This is a genomic window from Ensifer sp. M14, assembly GCF_003355565.1.
In the GTDB taxonomy this organism is placed as follows: Bacteria; Pseudomonadota; Alphaproteobacteria; order Rhizobiales; family Rhizobiaceae; genus Ensifer.
In genome coordinates, this window is the sequence record NZ_QJNR01000004.1 from 565,198 (window position 1) to 583,713 (window position 18,516).

Consider the following 18,516-nt stretch of genomic DNA (forward strand, 5'->3'; position numbering starts at 1 on the left):
CTCGATTGCGCCAGGATTTCAGGTTTTTACGGCGCAATCAAGGAAAGGGCTTCCGTTGAATCACAGCAGGCGTTCGAGCTCCGCAAGCTTGTCGTTGACCAGCCAGCCGTAATAGTTTTCCTCCGGCCACTGGGTCTCCCCGCCCTGGTTCCTGGCGGCAAGCGCGGCTGCGCGATTATCGGGATTGCCAATATTGTAGAGCGTCGCGGTGATGCCGGGATTTCCTGAAATATCGACGCCGGCAACGGACTTGTAGACGTCGATCGAGTGGCGGATCGAGGCGGCCATGTAGGCAAGCGAGACATCCGGATCCATGATCGCTTCATAGACGCCGGCCGCATTGGTCTCGTCCAGCCGCTCGTAACCCGACGTCTTGGCGACGAGATCGGTCAGCATCAGGGCCGTCAGCGGATTGATCTGGCCGAGACCGAAGGTCTGGCCGGCAAAGAACGGCTGGAAGAACGCCGCGCTGAAACGGTTGTTCGGGAAAGACTTGCCGCCGACGGACTTGCCGCGGAATTCGTTGTCCCAGACCCGCTCGCGGCAGCTCCACAATGAATAGGAGCTTTTCTTTCCGGTGCAGTCGGCAAACTGCGGGCGGGCGACGAACTCGGCAACCGTCTCGCCGTCATAGCCGAACTGGAAGCTGTTGCCGGCATAGGCGGCGGCCTTGACGTAATAGGACTGCAGCCGGTCGTAGGCGTCGACATTGTAGGTGTGTTCGCCGACGATGGCGCCGATCATGTGGATCGGGGCGATGCCATAGGCGCGCGATGTCGACTTGATCTTGGCCATCAGCTGCTTGTCGTTGGCAAGCAGATCCCGCACTTTGTCGAATTTGGCGTCGAACGAGGTGCGACCCGCCTTGGTGCGGCGAACGGATGCGCCCGGGATGCCGGGTTGTTCGACATTCCGGTTGCCCGGCGGAACAACGTTGGCCGCCATCGTCTGGCCTGCAGTCAGGCAAAACGTGGCGATAGCGAGCATGCAGGCGGTAAAACGCACGATCTCTTCTTCCTGTGAACGGTGGAGACGCCTATCCGGCGGCGCGGCTCCTACGACAAGATCATGTCGGAAAGATGCCTCCCGCTATAATCGATTGCTCGACCGTGTTAGAAAAAATGAAGGCGCCTGTCGAGAGACAGGCGCCTTTCTTCTTCAGAGTTGCTTGACGGCGAAGGTTCGCCGCTATGACTAGAGCTACAGGATGTAGCGCGACAGATCCGTGTTGGCAGCGAGATCGCCGACATGCTTGCGGACATATTCCGCATCGATCGTCACCGCCTGGCCGGCACTATCCGGAGCGTTGAACGAGATCTCATCCAGCACGCGCTCCATCACCGTCTGCAGGCGGCGCGCGCCGATGTTCTCGACGCTCGAGTTGAGCTGGACTGCCACGCCGGCGAGCGCATCGATGGCATCGTCGGTGAAGTCGAGCTTCACTTCTTCCGTCTCAAGCAGCGCCTTGTACTGGCGGATGAGGCTTGCCTCGGTCTCCGTCAGGATGCGGCGGAAATCTTCCTTGGTCAGAGCCCGCAGCTCGACGCGGATCGGCAAGCGGCCCTGAAGTTCGGGCAGAAGATCTGATGGTTTCGACACGTGGAACGCACCCGAGGCGATGAAGAGAATGTGATCGGTCTTCACCGGTCCATACTTCGTCGCCACCGTCGTGCCTTCGACCAGCGGCAAGAGGTCCCGCTGCACGCCTTCGCGCGACACGCCGGCGCCCATGCCGCCTTCACGCGACGCGATCTTGTCGATCTCGTCGAGGAAGACGATGCCATCGTCCTCGACCGCCCTCACCGCCTCGCGCTGGATCTGCTCATTGTCGAGCAGCTTGTCGGACTCGTCGTTGACGAGCACGTCGTAGGAAGCCTTGACGGTCGTCTTGACCTTCTTCGTGCGGGCGCCCATCGCCTTGCCGAACATTTCCGACAGGTTGAGCACGCCGATATTGGCACCCGGCATGCCCGGAATCTCGAAGCCGCCCGGCGCACCGGTCTCGGCGACATCGACCTCGATCTCCTTGTCGTCCAGTTCGTTGGCGCGCAGCTTCTTGCGGAAGCTGTCACGCGTGGCCGGCGAGGCCGTGGCGCCGACCAGCGCATCGAGAACGCGCTCCTCGGCATTCTGGTGCGCCTTGGCCTTGACCTCGGCCCGGCGCTTTTCGCGCACAAGACCGATGCCGACCTCGACGAGGTCACGGATAATCTGTTCGACGTCGCGGCCAACATAACCGACTTCGGTAAACTTCGTCGCCTCGACCTTGACGAAAGGCGCGCCGGCGAGCTTTGCCAGACGGCGGGAGATCTCCGTCTTGCCGACACCGGTCGGCCCGATCATCAGGATGTTCTTCGGCATGACCTCATCGCGCAGTTCGTCGCCGAGCTGCTGGCGCCGCCAGCGGTTGCGCAGCGCGATCGCCACCGCGCGCTTGGCGTCATTTTGGCCGATGATGAACCGGTCGAGTTCCGACACGATTTCCCTGGGTGAAAAAGTACTCATGTAGTCCTCTCAAACTCGGTCCGCGTCAGCTCCATCAGGAGCGTGCGGCCGGATGCATCTATCCATTCGCCAAAGGGCACGAAGCCCGCTTTCGCATAGGCCCGGACGGCCCTTCTGTTGCCGGCATCGGGATCGATCACGATCCGCGGCGCGCCGGAGGCAAAAAGCGTTTCCGCGAAGGCCCGGAGCGCCAATGTCGCGACGCCCTTGCCGGTCATCTCCGGCGGGCCGATGAAGATATCGACGCCGGGGACATTGCCGGGCAGATCCTTCGCCCACGGCTCTTCGTCGTATTCGGACGGTGTCCAGGACTGGATGTAGCCGGCAGGCTCGCCTGCGACATGGAAGATGAAGCCATCCACCTCGCCCGTCGCACAGCCGTCGCGGATCAACGCGACTTCCTTGTCCGGATCACCCCACCATTGCCGCACATGCGGCTCGCTCAGCCAGGCATGCAGCATCGGCAGGTGGTCATCGGCCACCCGTTCGAAGCTGACATGGGCCTGATCATTGGGCATCCAGCGTCTCCACCACGATATTGTGGTTGGTATAGACGCAGATGTCGCCTGCGATTTCGAGCGCCCGGCGCGCGACTTCCTCGGCCGACTTGTCGCTGTCCATCAGGGCGCGGGCCGCAGCAAAGGCGTAGTTGCCCCCCGAACCGATGGCGATCGTTCCATGTTCCGGCTCGAGCACGTCGCCGTTGCCGGTGATCGCCAGCGTGATCGACTTGTCGGCGACCAGCATCATCGCTTCGAGATTGCGCAGATACTTGTTGGTGCGCCAGTCCTTGGCGAGTTCCACGGCCGCCCGCATGAGCTGGTCGGGGTATTGTTCGAGCTTGGCTTCAAGCCGCTCCAGAAGCGTGAAGGCGTCGGCCGTCGCTCCGGCAAAGCCGGCGATCACGTCGCCCTTGGCCAGCCGTCTGACCTTGCGGGCATTGCTCTTCATTACCGTCTGGCCAAGACTGACCTGGCCGTCGCCGGCCATCACCACCTTGCCGTCCTTGCGCACCGTGATGATGGTGGTCGCATGCATCGTTCCGTAGGGATTGTGTTCACTCATTGAAGATACCTGTCGGCCCCAGAACCAGGGGCGTTGGGGGCTCGAACGAGCCTGTTTGCTTGAAGCCTATGTAAGTGCCTCTTGCGCGATTGCAAATCCCGGTGAGCCATGCAGTTGACCGTAAATCGAGGCCCTCGCCGAATCGATCTATTCTCCGCGGCGGTTCTGGATATTTTCCCTCTCCCCTGATAAGGAGCGGCTCCAGCGCATACAGGAGAGCCTGATGGCAGAAGCCACGTCCAGCCGCACCGGCCAAGTTTCGCGAAAGACGAATGAAACGGCCGTGTCCGTATCCGTCAACATCGACGGAACCGGAACCTCGAAGATTGCGACGGGTGTCGGCTTCTTCGACCACATGCTGGACCAGCTTTCCCGACATTCGCTGATCGACATGGAGATCAAGACCGACGGCGACCTGCACGTCGACGATCACCACACGGTCGAAGACACCGGCATTGCCATCGGCCAGGCGATAGCCAAGGCGCTGGGCGACCGGCGCGGCATTACCCGCTACGCCTCGCTCGACCTTGCCATGGACGAGACGATGACACGTGCCGCTGTCGATGTCTCCGGCCGTCCGTTCCTCGTCTGGAACGTCGCCTTCACGTCGCCGAAGATCGGCACGTTCGATACCGAACTGGTGCGCGAATTCTTCCAGGCGCTCGCCCAGAACACCGGGATCACGCTGCATATCCAGAACATCTACGGCGCCAACAACCATCATATCGCCGAGACCTGCTTCAAGTCCGTCGCCCGCGTGCTTCGCACGGCAACCGAAATCGACCCGCGCCAGGCCGGCCGCGTTCCCTCGACCAAGGGTACGCTTGCCTGAGCGGTCATTATCTGGCTGATGACCATGGCCTCTTACATGATCCTGACCCCGCCGGGCGCCCGCGCCGACGATGACCGGGCACGCTTTGTGCCAGACGGCTTCTCCTGGGGCGCCTTTCTGTTTCCGGCGCTCTGGCTTTTTGCCAAGCGGATGTGGCTGTTCGGAATCGCAGTTGCTGTTCTGCAGATTTTGTTAATCTCTCTCTCGGCGAGTGCCGGTGGCGTGCTGGCAGCGCTGCTTCTGCATCTGGCGCTCGCGCTGCTTGTCGCGCTGGAAGGCCCCATGCTCATCGTCCGCCGGCTGATTGCCCGCGACTGGACACTGCGCTCCATCGTGCCGGCGCGCGATCTCGAGACGGCGGAAGAAATCTACTTCGCGAATGTGCCCTCAACCGACCGAACGGCAGTTGCTCGGCCAGTTGCCGACTGGCCGAGGCAGACGCCGGCAAATTCCGGCCCCGGACTTGGGCTTTTTGAATCCTACGGAGAACGCTGATGCGCGTCGCCATTATCGACTATGGATCGGGCAATCTGCGCTCGGCAACGAAAGCGTTTGAACGGGCGGCACGCGAAGCCGGCATCGACGCAGAGATCGACCTGACAGACCGGCCCGAACGGGTGGCGATCGCCGACCGTATCGTGCTGCCGGGTGTCGGCGCCTATGCCGATTGTCGCCGTGGCCTTGCGGCCGTCGATGGCATGGAGCAGGCCCTGACAGAAGCTGTCGAAGGGGCCGGACGGCCGTTTCTCGGCATCTGCGTCGGCATGCAGCTGATGTCGTCACGCGGCCTGGAAAAGACCACGACCCATGGCTTCGGCTGGATTCCCGGCGACGTCGTCGAAATGAAGCCGGCGGACACGTCGCTGAAAATCCCGCAAATCGGCTGGAACACGCTGCGGCTTGCCCGCGCACACCCGCTGTTTGACGGCATTCGCACCGGCGACGACGGTCTGCACGCCTATTTCGTGCACTCGTACCATCTGGCCGCGGAAAACGCCGACGATGTCGTTGCCGAGGCGGACTACGGCGGCGCCGTCACCGCCTTCGTCGCCAACGGCAACAAGGCCGGCTCGCAGTTTCATCCGGAAAAGAGCCAGACGCTTGGCCTCGCCCTCATCTCGAATTTCCTGCGCTGGAAGCCGTAAGCACCAGCGACCTCTGATCGGATAGACACATGATCCTTTTTCCCGCTATCGACCTGAAAGACGGGCAATGCGTGCGCCTGAAGCTCGGCGACATGGAGCAGGCGACCGTTTACAACCCGAATCCCGGCGCCCAGGCGCGCGCCTTCGAGGAACAAGGTTTCGAGTGGCTGCATGTGGTCGACCTCAACGGTGCCTTCGCCGGCGAGACCGTCAACGGGGACGCCGTCGATGCGATCCTCAAGTCGACCAAAAACCCGGTCCAGCTCGGCGGCGGTATCCGCACCCTTGAGCATATCGAGAACTGGCTGTCGCACGGGCTTGCCCGCGTCATCCTCGGCACCGTGGCGGTGCGCGACCCGGCGCTCGTCATCGAAGCCTGCCGGAAATTTCCGGGCAAGGTCGCCGTCGGCATCGACGCCAAGGGCGGCAAGGTCGCAGTCGAGGGTTGGGCGGAAGCGTCGGAGCTCGGCGTGATCGAGCTCGCGAAAAAGTTCGAGGGCGCCGGCGTTTCGGCGATCATCTACACCGACATCGATCGCGACGGCATTCTCACGGGGATCAACTGGGATTCAACGCTGGAGCTTGCCGATGCCGTATCGATCCCGGTGATCGCGTCGGGCGGCCTTGCCTCGATGGACGATATCCGGCGAATGATCGCGCCTGATGCGGCAAAACTCGAGGGCGCCATCTCCGGCCGTGCGCTCTATGACGGCCGCATCGATCCGCAGGAAGCCCTGGCGCTGATCCGCGCCGCGAGAAAGGCATGAGCCGATGACCCTCAAAGCCCGCGTAATCCCCTGCCTCGACGTCAAGGACGGACGGGTGGTCAAAGGGGTCAACTTCGTCGACCTGATCGACGCCGGCGATCCCGTCGAGGCCGCTCGCGCCTATGATGCGGCCGGAGCCGATGAGCTCTGCTTCCTCGACATCACCGCCTCGTCCGACAATCGCGAGACGATCTTCGACGTCATCGCGCGCACGGCCGAACAATGCTTCATGCCGCTCACCGTCGGTGGCGGGGTGCGCCAGGTGGCCGATATCCGCAAGCTGCTGCTTGCTGGCGCCGACAAGGTTTCGATCAATACCGCGGCAGTGAAGAACCCGGACTTCGTCGCCGAAGCCGCCGACAAGTTCGGCAACCAGTGCATCGTCGTTGCGATCGATGCCAAGAAGGTCTCGAAGGACGGCGAAGACGACCGCTGGGAAATCTTCACCCATGGCGGCCGTCAGACGACCGGTATCGACGCGGTCGACTTTGCCCGCCGCGTCGTCGATCTTGGCGCTGGCGAAATCCTGCTGACGTCGATGGATCGTGACGGCACCAAGAGCGGCTACGATATCGCGCTGACCCGGGCGGTTGCCGATGCGGTGCGGGCGCCCGTCATCGCGTCTGGCGGCGTCGGCACGCTCGATCACATGGTTGCCGGTATCCGCGACGGCCATGCGACGGCGGTTCTGGCCGCATCGATCTTCCACTTCGGCACCTATAGCATTGGCGAAACCAAGCGCTATATGGCCGAACATGGCATCGCCATGCGTCTCGATTGAGTTTTCAGGGCTTCGTTATGAGTGATTTTTCCCTTTCCGACCTCGAGACCATCGTCGCCGAACGCGCCAAGGCGTCGCCGGAGGAATCCTGGACGGCGAAACTGGTCGCACACGGCCAGCAGAAGGCGGCCAAGAAACTGGGCGAGGAAGCGGTCGAAACCGTGATCGCAGCGATCCGCAACGATCGCCAGAATCTCGTCGATGAGAGCGCCGATCTCATCTATCATCTGATGGTCGTATTGAAAATTGCAGACATTCCGTTGCAGGATGTGCTTGACGAACTTGCACGGCGGACAAGCCAATCCGGTCTGCAGGAAAAGGCTAATCGGCAGGATTCATGACCCTAGCTGCGCAAGACATCGAAGTGGCCGATCTCCCGGACAATCTCCAGAAACGGGACTATTCGCCCTATCATTTCTTCTCCGCCGAGGAATGGGCGCGCTTTCGTGCCGACACGCCGATGACGCTGACGGCGGACGAAGTGCAGCGGCTGCGCTCCTTGAACGACCCGGTCGATCTCGGCGAAGTCCGGCAGATCTATCTGTCGCTGTCGCGGCTGCTTTCGACCCATGTGGAATCGTCGCAGATGCTGTTCGAACAGCGCAAGCGCTTCCTCAGCATGTCCGAAACGAAGACGCCCTTCGTCATCGGCATTGCCGGATCGGTGGCAGTCGGCAAGTCGACGACAGCGCGTATCCTCGCGCAGCTTCTGTCGCGCTGGCCTTCAAGCCCGAAGGTCGATCTCGTCACGACCGACGGCTTCCTTTATCCGAACGCCGTGCTCCAGCGCGAAAACATGATGGACCGCAAGGGCTTTCCGGAAAGCTACGATGTCGGCGCGCTCTTGAGGTTCCTGTCGGCGATCAAGGCCGGCCAGCCGAACGTCAGGGCGCCGAGCTACTCGCACATGACCTATGACGTGCTGCCGGATCAGTACACGGTCATCGACCGCCCTGATATTCTGATCTTCGAGGGCATCAACGTCCTGCAGTCGCGCAACCTGCCGGCCGACGGCAAGATCGTGCCGATGGTCTCGGACTTCTTCGATTTCTCCATCTATATCGACGCCGAGGAGAGCCTGATCCACAGCTGGTACGTCAACCGCTTCATGCGCCTCAGGGAAACGGCCTTCAAGAACCCGGAATCCTACTTCCATCGCTACGCGACCATCAGCGAGGATGCAGCGCGCGCGATCGCCGAAGGGCTCTGGCACAACATCAACCTGAAGAACCTGCACCAGAACATTCTGCCGACGCGGCCGCGCGCCGACCTCATTCTGCAGAAGGGGCCAAACCACCTCACCGAGAAGGTGGCGCTGCGCAAGCTGTGAGCGATCTGCGCCGTTCGCTCATGCAACGGGTTTGGAGCAGCCAGGTCGGGCACGATCCGGGAGGCGCCTTTCCGCCGTCTTTCAGGGGTTGACCCGGCGCAGCGTCAGATTGAGCCGGCCGCCATTCTTCAGCAACGTCGACGTAGCAGGATAGATTCGGTCGACGCCGTGGAAGGCGAGACGCCCCTCGCCGCCGAGCACGACGATATCGCCGCTTTCGAGCCTGAAGGACATGGTCTGGCCGCCGCGCTCTTTGCCGCCGACACGAAACAGACAGCTATCGCCGAGGGAAATCGAGACGACCGCCGTTTCCAGGTCGCGCTCGTCCCGGTCCTGATGCAGGCCCATGCGCGCCTCTTCGGAATAGAAATTCACCAGGCAGGCTTCCGGCTGCTTGTCGCTGGCCGAAACCGCATTCCAGATTTCAAGGAGGATGTCCGGCATCGGCGGCCACGGCCTACCGGTGCCGGGGTGCTGCGGCTGGTAGCGATAGCCTTTCTCGCGGTCTGTCACCCAGCCGAGCGGTCCGCAATTGGTCATGCGCACCGACATCGGCTTGCCGGTCTTCGGCATCTCCGGAACGAACAGCGGCGCTTCGGCGACCACGCCGCGGATCGCCTCTACGATTTGCTCCTGGCGGGTACGATCGAGAAAGCCGGGGATGTGTTTTATGCCCTTGGGGAGAACCTGCATGAGGCTGCCCTCACTCAAGCCCAAGCAGTTTTGCCGGCACGCCGTAGCGTTCGGACCACCCGGCATAGGCGACATCCGTCGGGCCGACGACGTGATCGACGAGATTCCACCGGCCACCCTGGAAGCTGACGAGCGCAAACACCGTCAAACCATCCATCATGTCGGCTTCGTCGCGAAAGCCGGTCTGGGCTAGATCGATAACGCCGCCACCCGGGCGTTGCGGCTCGACCACGACGAAGGCCCAGTTCGGTGCCGCCCGCATCGTGGTGACGACGAATTCGACCGAGCCACGCATCTCCGCCTCGACCGCCGGCCGCAAGGCATCAAGGATCGCGGCGCGCTCCGAACTACCCTTGGCCGGCTCACGCAGTGTTTGCGCGGTGCCGGCGCCGGCAAGTCCAAGACTTGCGACCACCAGAACGACGCCCGAGAATGCACGCATCGACAGGGCTGTCACGCGGCATCCAGATCCGGAATACGCAGAACCTGGCCGGGATAGATTTTGTCGGGGTGGCTCAGCATCGGCTTGTTGGCCTCGAAGATCACCGTGTGCTTGGCGCCCTTGCCCTTGCCGTACTGTGCCTCGGCGATCTTCCAGAGGTTGTCGCCTTTCTTGACCGTGTAGAAGACCGGTGCCTTGGCTGGCGCCGGCGCTGCGCCGGCATCGGCGACCTTCAGTTCCGACGCTTCGACGGAGGATACGCCGAGCGTGTTGCCGACGGCAACAACAGCCTTCTCGAACGCCGTCTGGTCCTTGACGACACCCTTCAGCACCACCTTGTCATTGACGACTTCGACCTGGACATCCTTGGTGCCAAGGTCGTGCGAGGCCAGTTCCTTCTGGACGCTCTCGGTATCCGGTGCATCATCGTCACCGCCAATGCCCAACTTCTTGCCAGCGTTCTTGATAAAACTGAAAAGGCCCATGGATCCCTCCTTCTGCAAAAGTCGCTTTGGCATAAGAGAGGGCGCGTGGCGGCAAAAGACAAGAGACGGTTGAAAAGATTTCGCAACCGCAGGTCAGTCGCCGGTCGGGCGTCCACGCAGCTTCTTGGTTTCGCCGCGCCCGGTTTTTTCCTTCAGCCGACGCTCGATCGAACCGCGGGTCGGTTTGGTCTTCCTGCGCGGCGGCGGCGGCGGTTCGGCGGCCTTCAGGATCATCTCCTTCAGCCTTTCGCGTGCGTCCTCACGGTTGCGCTCCTGGCTGCGAAAACGACTGGCCTCGATCATCAGCACGCCATCCTTCGAGGCGCGACGACCGGCGAGCTTCAAGGTATTAGCCTTGATACGATCGGTGAGCGCGGGCGACGCCTGGACGTTGAAGAACAGCTGAACGGCCGTCGAGACCTTGTTGACGTTCTGCCCGCCGGGGCCGCCGGCCAGCACGAATTGCTCGCTGAGTTCCCACCCGGCGATAACGATCTGCTCGTTGATGTATAAAGGGTCGCTGGCCATGATCGCTCCTTGAGCGTTCTATCGCACAGAGCGAACCGCTTGAAAACAATCAACGACAAAAAGCAAAACCCGGCCATCAAGACCGGGTTTCACGTGAATCATAGCCGACAATGTTTACTCGGCGGCGATCTTCGTGCCGGGGGCGGCATCGCGAACGCTGCCATCGACATGGTCTTCGAACTTGGCGAAGTTGGCGATGAACATGCCGACGAGGCGGCGAGCCTGCGCGTCATAGGCATTGCCATCAGCCCAGGTCGAGCGCGGATCGAGAATACCGTCGTCGACGCCCGGTACCGAGACCGGCACGGCAAAGCCGAAGTTGGCATCGGTGCGCAATTCGGCAGCGTTCAGCGAACCGTCAAGGGCTGCCGCGAGCAGGGCGCGGGTCACCTTGATCGGCATGCGGCTACCGGTTCCATAGGCACCACCGGTCCAGCCGGTGCTGACCAGCCAGCAGGTGACGCCGTTCTTGGCGATCAGATCCTTCAAGAGGTTGCCGTATTCCGACGGGTGACGCGGCATGAACGGCGCGCCGAAGCAGGTCGAGAACGTCGCTTCCGGCTCGGTGACGCCCTTCTCGGTGCCGGCAACCTTGGCGGTGTAACCGGACAGGAAGTGGTACATCGCCTGTTCCGGCGTCAGCTTGGCGATCGGCGGCATCACGCCGAAGGCATCGGCCGTCAGCATGATGATCGTGCGCGGCTGCGGCGCAGTGCCGGTTTCGCTGGCGTTCGGGATGAAATCCAGCGGGTAGGCGCAGCGGGTATTTTCCGTCAGCGAGCCATCGTCGAAATCGGGAACACGGTGCTCGTCGAGAACGACGTTCTCCATGACGGTGCCGAAGCGGCGTGTCGTCGCGAAGATTTCCGGTTCAGCCGCTTGCGAAAGACGGATGGCCTTGGCGTAGCAACCGCCTTCGAAGTTGAAGACGCCCTCATCGCCCCAGCCATGCTCGTCGTCGCCGATCAGCGTGCGGGTCGGATCGGCCGAGAGCGTGGTCTTGCCGGTGCCCGACAGGCCGAAGAAGATAGCGGTATCGCCTTCAGGACCGACATTGGCCGAGCAGTGCATCGGCATGACGCCCTTCTTCGGAAGCAAGTAGTTGAGGACGGTGAACACCGACTTCTTCATCTCGCCGGCATAGGACGTGCCGCCGATGAGAATGAGGCCGTTGGTCAGATCGCAGGCAATCACCGTTTCCGTACGGCAGCCGTGACGCTCCGGGTCGGCCTTGAAGCTCGGCAGGTCGATGATCGTCAGCTTCGGCAGGAAGGAGGCCAGCGCCTCCCGCTTCGGGCGGATCAGGAGATTGCGGATGAACAGCGAATGCCAGGCATACTCGGTGACGACACGGGTCGGCAGGGCATTGTCCTTGTCGGCACCGCCGACCAGGTCCTGGACATAGAGCGACATGCCCTTGGCATGATCAAGCATATCCTGGCGCAGCACGGCAAAATGTTCTGGCGACAGCGGCTTGTTGTTGTCCCACCAGATCTGATCGTCGGTGGCGGCATCGCGAACGACGAACTTGTCCTTCGGCGAGCGGCCGGTGTGCTGGCCGGTGCGCGCTACGATCGCGCCGTGCGCCGTCAGCTGAGCCTCGCCGCGGCGGATGGCTTCTTCGTAAAGCTCTGCGGCTTCAAAGTTGAACCGGACCACTTCCAGGTCGGTAAAGCCGAGTTTTTCCAAGCCGTTCGCTGCATTGCGAGTGCCGAGTTGCTCCATGGTCAAGCTTCCTTCGTGTTTGGCCATTGGCGTTGAATTTGGCCGGAACATACTTGCATGCTCGCTGAAAAACAAGGCGGAGTCAAAAAAAGAATAATGATTTCAGTATATTAATCGATTTAAAGAAAATTATCGTTTTTTTAATCGGTTGAAACCGAGTTCCCTGCGCCATATCTGCCCTCAGGCAACGGAGTGTGCGCTCAATCGCTTTTTGGGCTTCGCCACAATTTGTTCCACCTTTATACTCAAGTAACGCACCCGTGACTCGCGGTTGCCGTGGATTCGAAGACGAAACCGGCGATCGGCCTCAAATGACGGAGTTGAACACGATGCAGACCATCGCGCTTGTCGATGATGACCGGAATATCCTGACGTCCGTATCCATCGCGCTTGAAGCTGAAGGCTACAAGGTCGAGACCTATACCGACGGTGCCTCCGCGCTCGAAGGCCTGTTGGCCCGGCCGCCGCAGCTTGCGATCTTCGACATCAAGATGCCGCGCATGGACGGCATGGAACTGTTGCGGCGCCTGCGCCAGAAGTCCGACCTGCCGGTGATCTTTCTCACCTCGAAGGACGAGGAAATCGACGAGCTCTTCGGCCTGAAGATGGGCGCAGACGATTTCATCACCAAGCCGTTCTCCCAGCGCCTGCTGGTCGAGCGCGTCAAGGCGATCCTGCGTCGGGCCGCAAACCGGGAAGCCGCTGCAGCCGGCGGCACCACTGGCGCCCCGAAGACCTCCGACACGCCCACGCGGTCGCTGGAGCGCGGGCAACTGGCCATGGACCAGGAGCGCCACACCTGCACCTGGAAGAACGAGCCCGTGACCCTGACGGTCACCGAGTTCCTCATTCTTCACTCGCTTGCGCAGCGTCCGGGCGTGGTCAAGAGCCGCGATGCACTGATGGATGCGGCCTATGACGAGCAGGTCTATGTCGATGACCGCACCATCGACAGCCACATCAAGCGACTGCGCAAAAAGTTCAAGATGGTCGACAACGACTTCGACATGATCGAGACGCTCTATGGCGTCGGCTACCGCTTCCGCGAAATGGCCTGAGGGCCTGAGCCCTTGCCATCGCGTCGTTTGTGGAGCATTCAGAACCGACGCGATGGCGGGCAAGCTTCGACCCGCCTATTGGCTTGGCCGGTGGCATCGGCTCCACGAGACCGAAGACCAAAAAAGAGACCATCGGCGGACCTGCGAGACCCGGCCTCCGGGTGACGTTTGGTCACACTCAATGAAGATATGGCGGGGATGATCCGCTGCGGGAGCGGAAAGACTTGGTGGAAGTCTTGCAAGGCGATATCGACGAACTTGACGGACGGGCGTCGGCCCACAACGGCCGGCGCTGGGCCTATTCCTTCACGCTGATTCGCCGCCTGTTCGGCAATGCGGTCTTTTCGAGCCTGACGCGCCGGATCGTCTTCTTCAACCTCGTCGCGCTCGTGGTTCTGGTCGGCGGGATCATGTATCTCAACCAGTTCCGAGAAGGCCTGATCGACGCTCGCGTCGAAAGCCTGCTGACCCAGGGCGAAATCATCGCCGGCGCCATTTCGGCTTCCGCCTCCGTCGACACAAATTCGATCACCATCGATCCCGAAAAGCTGCTGGAGCTGCAGGCCGGCCAGAGCATCACGCCGCTGCCGAGCGACGAAGACCTGGATTTTCCCATTATCCAGGAACGGGTTGCTCCCGTCCTCAGACGCTTGATCTCGCCGACCCGCACCCGCGCGCGCCTGTTCGACGCCGATGCGGACCTGCTGCTCGATTCACGCCACCTCTATAGCGGCGGCCAGGTGCTGCGCTTCGACCTGCCGCCCGTCGACCCGGAAGCGACCGGCATCGAGGAAAAGTTCGGGAGCTGGATCAACCGCCTGCTGCAGTCGGGCGACCTGCCGCTCTACAAGGAGCCACCTGGTGGCAACGGGTCGATCTATCCCGAAGTCATGAACGCGCTGACCGGCGTGCGCGGTGCCGTGCGCCGCGTGACAGAAAAGGGCGAGCTTATCGTCTCGGTCGCCGTGCCGGTGCAGCGGTCGCGCGCCGTGCTCGGCGTGCTGCTGCTGTCCACCCAGGCGGGCGACATCGACAAGATCGTGCATGCCGAGCGCCTCGCCATCATTCGCGTGTTCGGGGTCGCCGCCCTCGTCAACGTCATTCTGTCGCTGCTGTTGTCGTCGACGATCGCCAATCCGCTGCGGCGCCTCTCTGCCGCCGCCATTCGGGTCCGCCGCGGCGGCGCCAAGGAACGGGAAGAAATCCCCGATTTCTCGTCCCGCCAGGACGAAATCGGCAACCTGTCGGTGGCGCTGCGCGAGATGACGACAGCACTCTACGACCGGATCGCGGCGATCGAGAATTTTGCGGCCGACGTCAGCCATGAACTGAAGAACCCGCTGACTTCGCTGCGCAGCGCAGTCGAAACCCTGCCGCTTGCCCGCACCGACGAATCGAAGAAGCGGTTGATGGACGTCATCCAGCACGACGTCCGCCGCCTCGACCGCCTGATCAGCGATATCTCCGACGCCTCACGGCTCGACGCGGAGCTTGCGCGCAGCGACGCCAAGGTCGTCGACCTCGAAAGGCTGCTCGGCGACCTCGTCGAGATCTCCCGCCAGATCCGCAGCAAGAAGAAGCCGGTGCTGCTCGATTTCGTCGTCGACCGCAAGGACAGCCCCAAGACGCGCTTCGCCATCAATGGTTATGAACTGCGCATCGGCCAGATCATCACCAACCTGATCGAAAACGCCCGTTCCTTCGTGCCCGAGCAGGGCGGCCGCATCGTCGTTCGCCTGACGCGTTCCCGGTCGCGCTGCCTCGTCTATGTCGAGGACAATGGTCCCGGCATTCAGGCGGAAGACATCGACCGGATCTTCGAGCGCTTCTATACCGACAGACCGGAGGGCGAAGATTTCGGCCAGAACTCCGGCCTCGGCCTGTCGATCTCCCGGCAGATCGCCGAAGCGCATGGCGGCACACTGAAGGCCGAGAACGTCATGGGCCCGGATGGGCGGATCGTCGGCGCCCGCTTCGTGCTATCCCTGCCTGCCGAGCCGCACGCGTGACGCCGGCGCGGCACAATGTTCACGGCACGGCGATCGTCCTCGGCACGGCCGGTTTCCTGGTAACCGGGCCTTCCGGCATCGGTAAATCGAGACTGGCGCTCGCCTGCATTTCAGCAGCCCGCCAGATGGGGCACTTTGCGGCATTGGTCGCCGACGACCGTGTCGATCTGTCGATGGAACAGGACCAGATCATCGCCCGGTGCCCGGCATCGATTGAAGGTTTGATCGAGATCCGCGGCGCCGGCATCGCCAAGCTCGAAACGGTGCCTGCCGCGGTGATGGATTGGGCGATCCTGCCGGTGAGCGCGCCATTCGATCCGCGCATGCCGCCCGAAAACGAGGAACTTCCCCTACCCTTCGGTCGCAGCCTGCCGATTGTTCGCGTTCCCATTGAAAATGGCGTGCACGTGCTTGCTGCTCTGCGTGCGCTGCTACCCGAAAAATTAGGATTTTAGCTATAGTTGCAGGCAACGGGGCTGGTTTTTCGGCATTTTTGGCTTGCACTTCGCCTTTTCCTTGCCAAGATGGCCGCCCCAACAGGTGGACGAAATTGCTGCATTGCGATATCTGACCATCAGTGAATTGCGCGTGCAGTCGGAGAAAAGATACCCATGATCGGACTTGTGCTTGTCACCCATGGCAAGCTGGCTGAGGAATTCCGACATGCGCTCGAGCATGTTGTCGGTCCGCAAAAAGCTATCGAGACCGTTTGCATCGGCCCAGAGGACGACATGGATCAGCGTCGGCAGGATATCCTCGACGCCGTGACTAACGTCGACGAGGGCCACGGCGTCATCATTCTCACCGACATGTTCGGTGGCACGCCGTCCAATCTCGCCATCTCGGTCATGCGCAGCGGCACCGTCGAAGTCATCGCCGGCGTCAACCTGCCGATGCTGATCAAGCTCGCTGGCGTGCGTGGCGAAAGCGACATGGACAAGGCGCTCGCGGAAGCCTCCGAAGCGGGACGCAAATACATCAACGTCGCCAGCCGTGTCTTGAGCGGAAAATGATGGACCATCGCCCCGACATGTCGCTGACGCGAGAACTCCTCATCGTCAACAAGCGCGGACTGCATGCGCGCGCTTCGGCGAAGTTCGTGCAAACGGTCGAGGCCTATGATGCCGAAATCACGGTGTCGAAGGACGGAAGCACGGTCGGGGGCACCTCGATCATGGGCCTGATGATGCTGGCCGCCAGCACCGGCTCCAGCGTCTGCGTCACCGCCAGCGGCGCGCAGGCCGAAGAAGCGCTGAATGCGCTCGACGCATTGGTCCGCGACAAGTTCGGCGAAGAAATGTAACCGACAATATAAAGATATAAAGACTTCTTTATATCGAGGTTGCCCTGCCCCGGAATTCCTGATAGATCGGTCGCACTCTCACCGCGATGGTATGCGCGGGAGGCATAGTCGCGCCGCCGGATGGCCAGAGGGTCAGAGCGGCTTGAAGAGATCAGCCTGGAGAATTCCATGACCACCACTCAGGATTACATCGTCGCCGACATCGGTCTTGCCGATTTCGGACGCAAGGAAATTACGATCGCCGAAACCGAAATGCCGGGCCTGATGGCCTGCCGCGAAGAGTTTGGCGCATCCAAGCCCCTGAAGGGCGCCCGGATCACCGGTTCGCTGCACATGACCATCCAGACCGCCGTGCTGATCGAGACGCTTGCCGCTCTCGGCGCCGACATCCGTTGGGCCTCGTGCAACATCTTCTCGACCCAGGACCACGCAGCTGCAGCGATCGCTGCCAGCGGTATCCCGGTGTTCGCCGTCAAGGGCGAAACGCTTGAGGAATACTGGACCTACACCGACAAGATCTTCCAGTGGGCCGACGGCGGCGTCTCCAACATGATCCTGGACGATGGCGGCGACGCCACCATGTACATCCTGCTCGGCGCCCGCGCGGAAGCCGGCGAAGATGTTCTCTCCAATCCGGGTTCGGAAGAAGAAGAGATCCTGGTCGCACAGATCAAGAAGCGCCTCCAGGCTTCGCCAGGCTGGTTCACCAAGCAGCGCGACGCCATCAAGGGCGTGACCGAGGAAACCACGACCGGCGTCAACCGCCTGTACCAGCTCCAGGCCAAGGGCCTGCTGCCGTTCCCGGCGATCAACGTCAACGATTCCGTCACCAAGTCGAAGTTCGACAACAAGTACGGCTGCAAGGAATCGCTGGTTGACGGCATCCGCCGCGGCACCGACGTGATGATGGCCGGCAAGGTTGCCGTCGTCTGCGGCTACGGCGACGTTGGCAAGGGCTCGGCAGCCTCGCTCTCGGGCGCTGGCGCCCGCGTCAAGGTCACGGAAGTCGACCCGATCTGCGCGCTTCAGGCCGCCATGGACGGTTTCGAAGTCGTTCAGCTCGAAGACGTTGTTTCGTCTGCCGACATCTTCATCACCACGACCGGCAACAAGGACGTCATCCGCATGGACCACATGCGCGAGATGAAGGACATGGCGATCGTCGGCAACATCGGCCACTTCGACAACGAAATTCAGGTCTCCGCGCTGCGGAACCTGAAGTGGACGAACATCAAGCCGCAGGTCGACATGATCGAGTTCCCGAAGGGCAACCGCATGATCCTTCTGTCGGAAGGCCGCCTGCTCAACCTCGGCAACGCCACCGGCCACCCGTCCTTCGTGATGTCCGCCTCGTTCACCAACCAGACGCTGGCCCAGATCGAGCTCTTCACCAAGGGCGAGAACTACAAGAACGAAGTCTACGTTCTGCCGAAGGCACTCGACGAGAAGGTCGCCCGCCTGCACCTGAACAAGCTCGGCGCCAAGCTCTCCGAGCTGTCGAAGGAACAGGCCGACTATATCGGCGTCGGCCAGCAGGGTCCGTTCAAGGCCGAACACTACCGGTACTAATCGTTACCCGGGCAATCCACAACATGTTGTGGCCGCGTTCTTGACAAGAGAGCGCGGCCTCTTTTTTGGGCGGCTCCCTTCCCGGCGATTCGACTACGAAGTATGCTCTAACCCATTGATTCGTGATGCCGGTGCGGACCTTCGGGCATTGCGAGTGGGATGTCTTGTCGGCAAGCGGCAAACAGACGGAGACAGACCGGGGATGCAATCAGAACTGACGCGAACCCTTCAGGGTATCGCCGGAACTGCGCATGGCACAACAGGGCCGGCAGCACCCTT

The 18,516-nt window shown here is 61.8% G+C and carries 22 protein-coding genes; 13 read left to right on the forward strand and 9 right to left on the reverse strand.

Annotation, left to right across the window (positions count from 1 at the left end; genetic code table 11):
* Nucleotides 1-60: 60 nt before the first annotated feature.
* From BLJAPNOD_RS02885 to hslV, 4 genes are all read right to left on the reverse strand, one after another.
* On the reverse strand, nucleotides 61-1,005 hold the full coding sequence (locus tag BLJAPNOD_RS02885) for a DUF1402 family protein (RefSeq protein WP_115418838.1): 945 nt from the start codon (nucleotides 1,003-1,005) through the stop codon (nucleotides 61-63).
* 195 nt (nucleotides 1,006-1,200) lie between these two features.
* Nucleotides 1,201-2,505 carry an ATP-dependent protease ATPase subunit HslU gene (gene hslU / locus BLJAPNOD_RS02890; protein WP_077505449.1) on the reverse strand — a complete coding sequence of 435 codons (1,305 nt, stop codon included), beginning with the start codon at nucleotides 2,503-2,505 and terminating at the stop codon, nucleotides 1,201-1,203.
* Entirely contained in the window at nucleotides 2,502-3,023 is a 522-nt protein-coding gene (locus tag BLJAPNOD_RS02895) for a GNAT family N-acetyltransferase (RefSeq protein ID WP_115418839.1), read from the reverse strand. The genes hslU and BLJAPNOD_RS02895 overlap by 4 nt, the downstream gene beginning before the upstream one ends.
* Complete coding sequence (gene hslV, locus BLJAPNOD_RS02900) at nucleotides 3,013-3,570, reverse strand: ATP-dependent protease subunit HslV (protein ID WP_077505445.1); 558 nt, start codon at nucleotides 3,568-3,570, stop codon at nucleotides 3,013-3,015. Before hslV ends, BLJAPNOD_RS02895 begins: the two co-directional genes overlap by 11 nt.
* A gap of 223 nt (nucleotides 3,571-3,793) precedes the next feature.
* On the opposite strand from hslV, the gene hisB reads away from it, so the two are divergent.
* The 7 genes from hisB to coaA are packed head-to-tail and all read left to right on the forward strand — an operon-like array spanning nucleotide 3,794 to nucleotide 8,425.
* A complete protein-coding gene (gene hisB / locus BLJAPNOD_RS02905; RefSeq protein WP_115418840.1) occupies nucleotides 3,794-4,402 on the forward strand; it encodes an imidazoleglycerol-phosphate dehydratase HisB in 609 nt (202 codons plus the stop codon).
* A gap of 24 nt (nucleotides 4,403-4,426) precedes the next feature.
* Complete coding sequence (locus tag BLJAPNOD_RS02910; protein WP_115421108.1) at nucleotides 4,427-4,897, forward strand: DUF2628 domain-containing protein; 471 nt, start codon at nucleotides 4,427-4,429, stop codon at nucleotides 4,895-4,897.
* Nucleotides 4,897-5,547, forward strand: a complete 651-nt coding sequence (hisH, locus tag BLJAPNOD_RS02915) for an imidazole glycerol phosphate synthase subunit HisH (RefSeq protein WP_115418841.1) — start codon at nucleotides 4,897-4,899, stop codon at nucleotides 5,545-5,547. The genes BLJAPNOD_RS02910 and hisH overlap by 1 nt, the downstream gene beginning before the upstream one ends.
* 29 nt (nucleotides 5,548-5,576) lie before the next feature.
* On the forward strand, nucleotides 5,577-6,314 hold the full coding sequence (gene hisA / locus BLJAPNOD_RS02920) for a 1-(5-phosphoribosyl)-5-[(5-phosphoribosylamino)methylideneamino]imidazole-4-carboxamide isomerase (RefSeq protein ID WP_115418842.1): 738 nt from the start codon (nucleotides 5,577-5,579) through the stop codon (nucleotides 6,312-6,314).
* Nucleotides 6,315-6,318: 4 nt separating this feature from the next.
* A complete protein-coding gene (gene hisF / locus BLJAPNOD_RS02925; protein ID WP_077505437.1) occupies nucleotides 6,319-7,095 on the forward strand; it encodes an imidazole glycerol phosphate synthase subunit HisF in 777 nt (258 codons plus the stop codon).
* 17 nt (nucleotides 7,096-7,112) lie between these two features.
* A complete protein-coding gene (locus BLJAPNOD_RS02930; RefSeq protein WP_115418843.1) occupies nucleotides 7,113-7,436 on the forward strand; it encodes a phosphoribosyl-ATP diphosphatase in 324 nt (107 codons plus the stop codon).
* A complete protein-coding gene (gene coaA / locus BLJAPNOD_RS02935; RefSeq protein WP_115418844.1) occupies nucleotides 7,433-8,425 on the forward strand; it encodes a type I pantothenate kinase in 993 nt (330 codons plus the stop codon). Before BLJAPNOD_RS02930 ends, coaA begins: the two co-directional genes overlap by 4 nt.
* Nucleotides 8,426-8,506: 81 nt before the next feature.
* On the opposite strand, the gene BLJAPNOD_RS02940 is transcribed toward coaA, so the two are convergent.
* The 5 genes from BLJAPNOD_RS02940 to BLJAPNOD_RS02960 form a co-directional block, all read right to left on the reverse strand.
* The gene (locus tag BLJAPNOD_RS02940) at nucleotides 8,507-9,118 is read right to left on the reverse strand and encodes an alpha-ketoglutarate-dependent dioxygenase AlkB (RefSeq protein WP_115418845.1); all 612 of its coding nucleotides are present in this window, start codon (nucleotides 9,116-9,118) and stop codon (nucleotides 8,507-8,509) included.
* A gap of 10 nt (nucleotides 9,119-9,128) precedes the next feature.
* The gene (locus tag BLJAPNOD_RS02945) at nucleotides 9,129-9,575 is read right to left on the reverse strand and encodes a hypothetical protein (protein ID WP_244610868.1); all 447 of its coding nucleotides are present in this window, start codon (nucleotides 9,573-9,575) and stop codon (nucleotides 9,129-9,131) included.
* Nucleotides 9,572-10,045: a peptidoglycan-binding protein LysM gene (lysM, locus tag BLJAPNOD_RS02950; RefSeq protein ID WP_077505429.1), complete on the reverse strand. Its 474-nt coding sequence runs from the start codon at nucleotides 10,043-10,045 to the stop codon at nucleotides 9,572-9,574. Before lysM ends, BLJAPNOD_RS02945 begins: the two co-directional genes overlap by 4 nt.
* Before the next feature lie 93 nt (nucleotides 10,046-10,138).
* Entirely contained in the window at nucleotides 10,139-10,573 is a 435-nt protein-coding gene (arfB, locus tag BLJAPNOD_RS02955; protein ID WP_115418847.1) for an alternative ribosome rescue aminoacyl-tRNA hydrolase ArfB, read from the reverse strand.
* Between the two features lie 114 nt (nucleotides 10,574-10,687).
* A complete protein-coding gene (locus tag BLJAPNOD_RS02960; RefSeq protein ID WP_115418848.1) occupies nucleotides 10,688-12,298 on the reverse strand; it encodes a phosphoenolpyruvate carboxykinase in 1,611 nt (536 codons plus the stop codon).
* A 329-nt stretch (nucleotides 12,299-12,627) separates the two neighbouring features.
* Here BLJAPNOD_RS02960 and chvI point away from each other — a divergent pair, with 329 nt between their 5' ends.
* From chvI to ahcY, 6 genes are all read left to right on the forward strand, one after another.
* Nucleotides 12,628-13,356 (forward strand): two-component system response regulator ChvI, encoded by a 729-nt coding sequence (gene chvI, locus BLJAPNOD_RS02965; protein ID WP_115421109.1) that lies wholly within the window; start codon nucleotides 12,628-12,630, stop codon nucleotides 13,354-13,356.
* Between the two features lie 227 nt (nucleotides 13,357-13,583).
* Complete coding sequence (locus tag BLJAPNOD_RS02970; RefSeq protein WP_275540232.1) at nucleotides 13,584-15,365, forward strand: sensor histidine kinase; 1,782 nt, start codon at nucleotides 13,584-13,586, stop codon at nucleotides 15,363-15,365.
* Nucleotides 15,362-15,820 (forward strand): HPr kinase/phosphorylase, encoded by a 459-nt coding sequence (locus BLJAPNOD_RS02975; RefSeq protein WP_115418849.1) that lies wholly within the window; start codon nucleotides 15,362-15,364, stop codon nucleotides 15,818-15,820. The genes BLJAPNOD_RS02970 and BLJAPNOD_RS02975 overlap by 4 nt, the downstream gene beginning before the upstream one ends.
* 156 nt (nucleotides 15,821-15,976) lie before the next feature.
* On the forward strand, nucleotides 15,977-16,378 hold the full coding sequence (locus tag BLJAPNOD_RS02980; RefSeq protein ID WP_077505418.1) for a PTS sugar transporter subunit IIA: 402 nt from the start codon (nucleotides 15,977-15,979) through the stop codon (nucleotides 16,376-16,378).
* Complete coding sequence (locus BLJAPNOD_RS02985) at nucleotides 16,375-16,668, forward strand: HPr family phosphocarrier protein (RefSeq protein WP_077505416.1); 294 nt, start codon at nucleotides 16,375-16,377, stop codon at nucleotides 16,666-16,668. Before BLJAPNOD_RS02980 ends, BLJAPNOD_RS02985 begins: the two co-directional genes overlap by 4 nt.
* 168 nt (nucleotides 16,669-16,836) lie before the next feature.
* On the forward strand, nucleotides 16,837-18,237 hold the full coding sequence (gene ahcY / locus BLJAPNOD_RS02990; RefSeq protein WP_077505414.1) for an adenosylhomocysteinase: 1,401 nt from the start codon (nucleotides 16,837-16,839) through the stop codon (nucleotides 18,235-18,237).
* Nucleotides 18,238-18,516: the final 279 nt, after the last annotated feature.

Coding starts and splice junctions, on each gene's coding strand:
- ahcY (WP_077505414.1), top strand. CDS start 16,837: ATGACCACCACTCAGGATTACATCGTCGCCGACATCGGTCTTGCCGAT.
- lysM (WP_077505429.1), bottom strand. CDS start 10,045: ATGGGCCTTTTCAGTTTTATCAAGAACGCTGGCAAGAAGTTGGGCATT.
- BLJAPNOD_RS02960 (WP_115418848.1), bottom strand. CDS start 12,298: ATGGAGCAACTCGGCACTCGCAATGCAGCGAACGGCTTGGAAAAACTC.
- BLJAPNOD_RS02930 (WP_115418843.1), top strand. CDS start 7,113: ATGAGTGATTTTTCCCTTTCCGACCTCGAGACCATCGTCGCCGAACGC.
- BLJAPNOD_RS02895 (WP_115418839.1), bottom strand. CDS start 3,023: ATGCCCAATGATCAGGCCCATGTCAGCTTCGAACGGGTGGCCGATGAC.
- hisH (WP_115418841.1), top strand. CDS start 4,897: ATGCGCGTCGCCATTATCGACTATGGATCGGGCAATCTGCGCTCGGCA.
- arfB (WP_115418847.1), bottom strand. CDS start 10,573: ATGGCCAGCGACCCTTTATACATCAACGAGCAGATCGTTATCGCCGGG.
- hslV (WP_077505445.1), bottom strand. CDS start 3,570: ATGAGTGAACACAATCCCTACGGAACGATGCATGCGACCACCATCATC.
- BLJAPNOD_RS02910 (WP_115421108.1), top strand. CDS start 4,427: ATGGCCTCTTACATGATCCTGACCCCGCCGGGCGCCCGCGCCGACGAT.
- chvI (WP_115421109.1), top strand. CDS start 12,628: ATGCAGACCATCGCGCTTGTCGATGATGACCGGAATATCCTGACGTCC.
- BLJAPNOD_RS02985 (WP_077505416.1), top strand. CDS start 16,375: ATGATGGACCATCGCCCCGACATGTCGCTGACGCGAGAACTCCTCATC.
- hisA (WP_115418842.1), top strand. CDS start 5,577: ATGATCCTTTTTCCCGCTATCGACCTGAAAGACGGGCAATGCGTGCGC.
- BLJAPNOD_RS02940 (WP_115418845.1), bottom strand. CDS start 9,118: ATGCAGGTTCTCCCCAAGGGCATAAAACACATCCCCGGCTTTCTCGAT.
- hisB (WP_115418840.1), top strand. CDS start 3,794: ATGGCAGAAGCCACGTCCAGCCGCACCGGCCAAGTTTCGCGAAAGACG.
- hisF (WP_077505437.1), top strand. CDS start 6,319: ATGACCCTCAAAGCCCGCGTAATCCCCTGCCTCGACGTCAAGGACGGA.
- coaA (WP_115418844.1), top strand. CDS start 7,433: ATGACCCTAGCTGCGCAAGACATCGAAGTGGCCGATCTCCCGGACAAT.
- BLJAPNOD_RS02980 (WP_077505418.1), top strand. CDS start 15,977: ATGATCGGACTTGTGCTTGTCACCCATGGCAAGCTGGCTGAGGAATTC.
- hslU (WP_077505449.1), bottom strand. CDS start 2,505: ATGAGTACTTTTTCACCCAGGGAAATCGTGTCGGAACTCGACCGGTTC.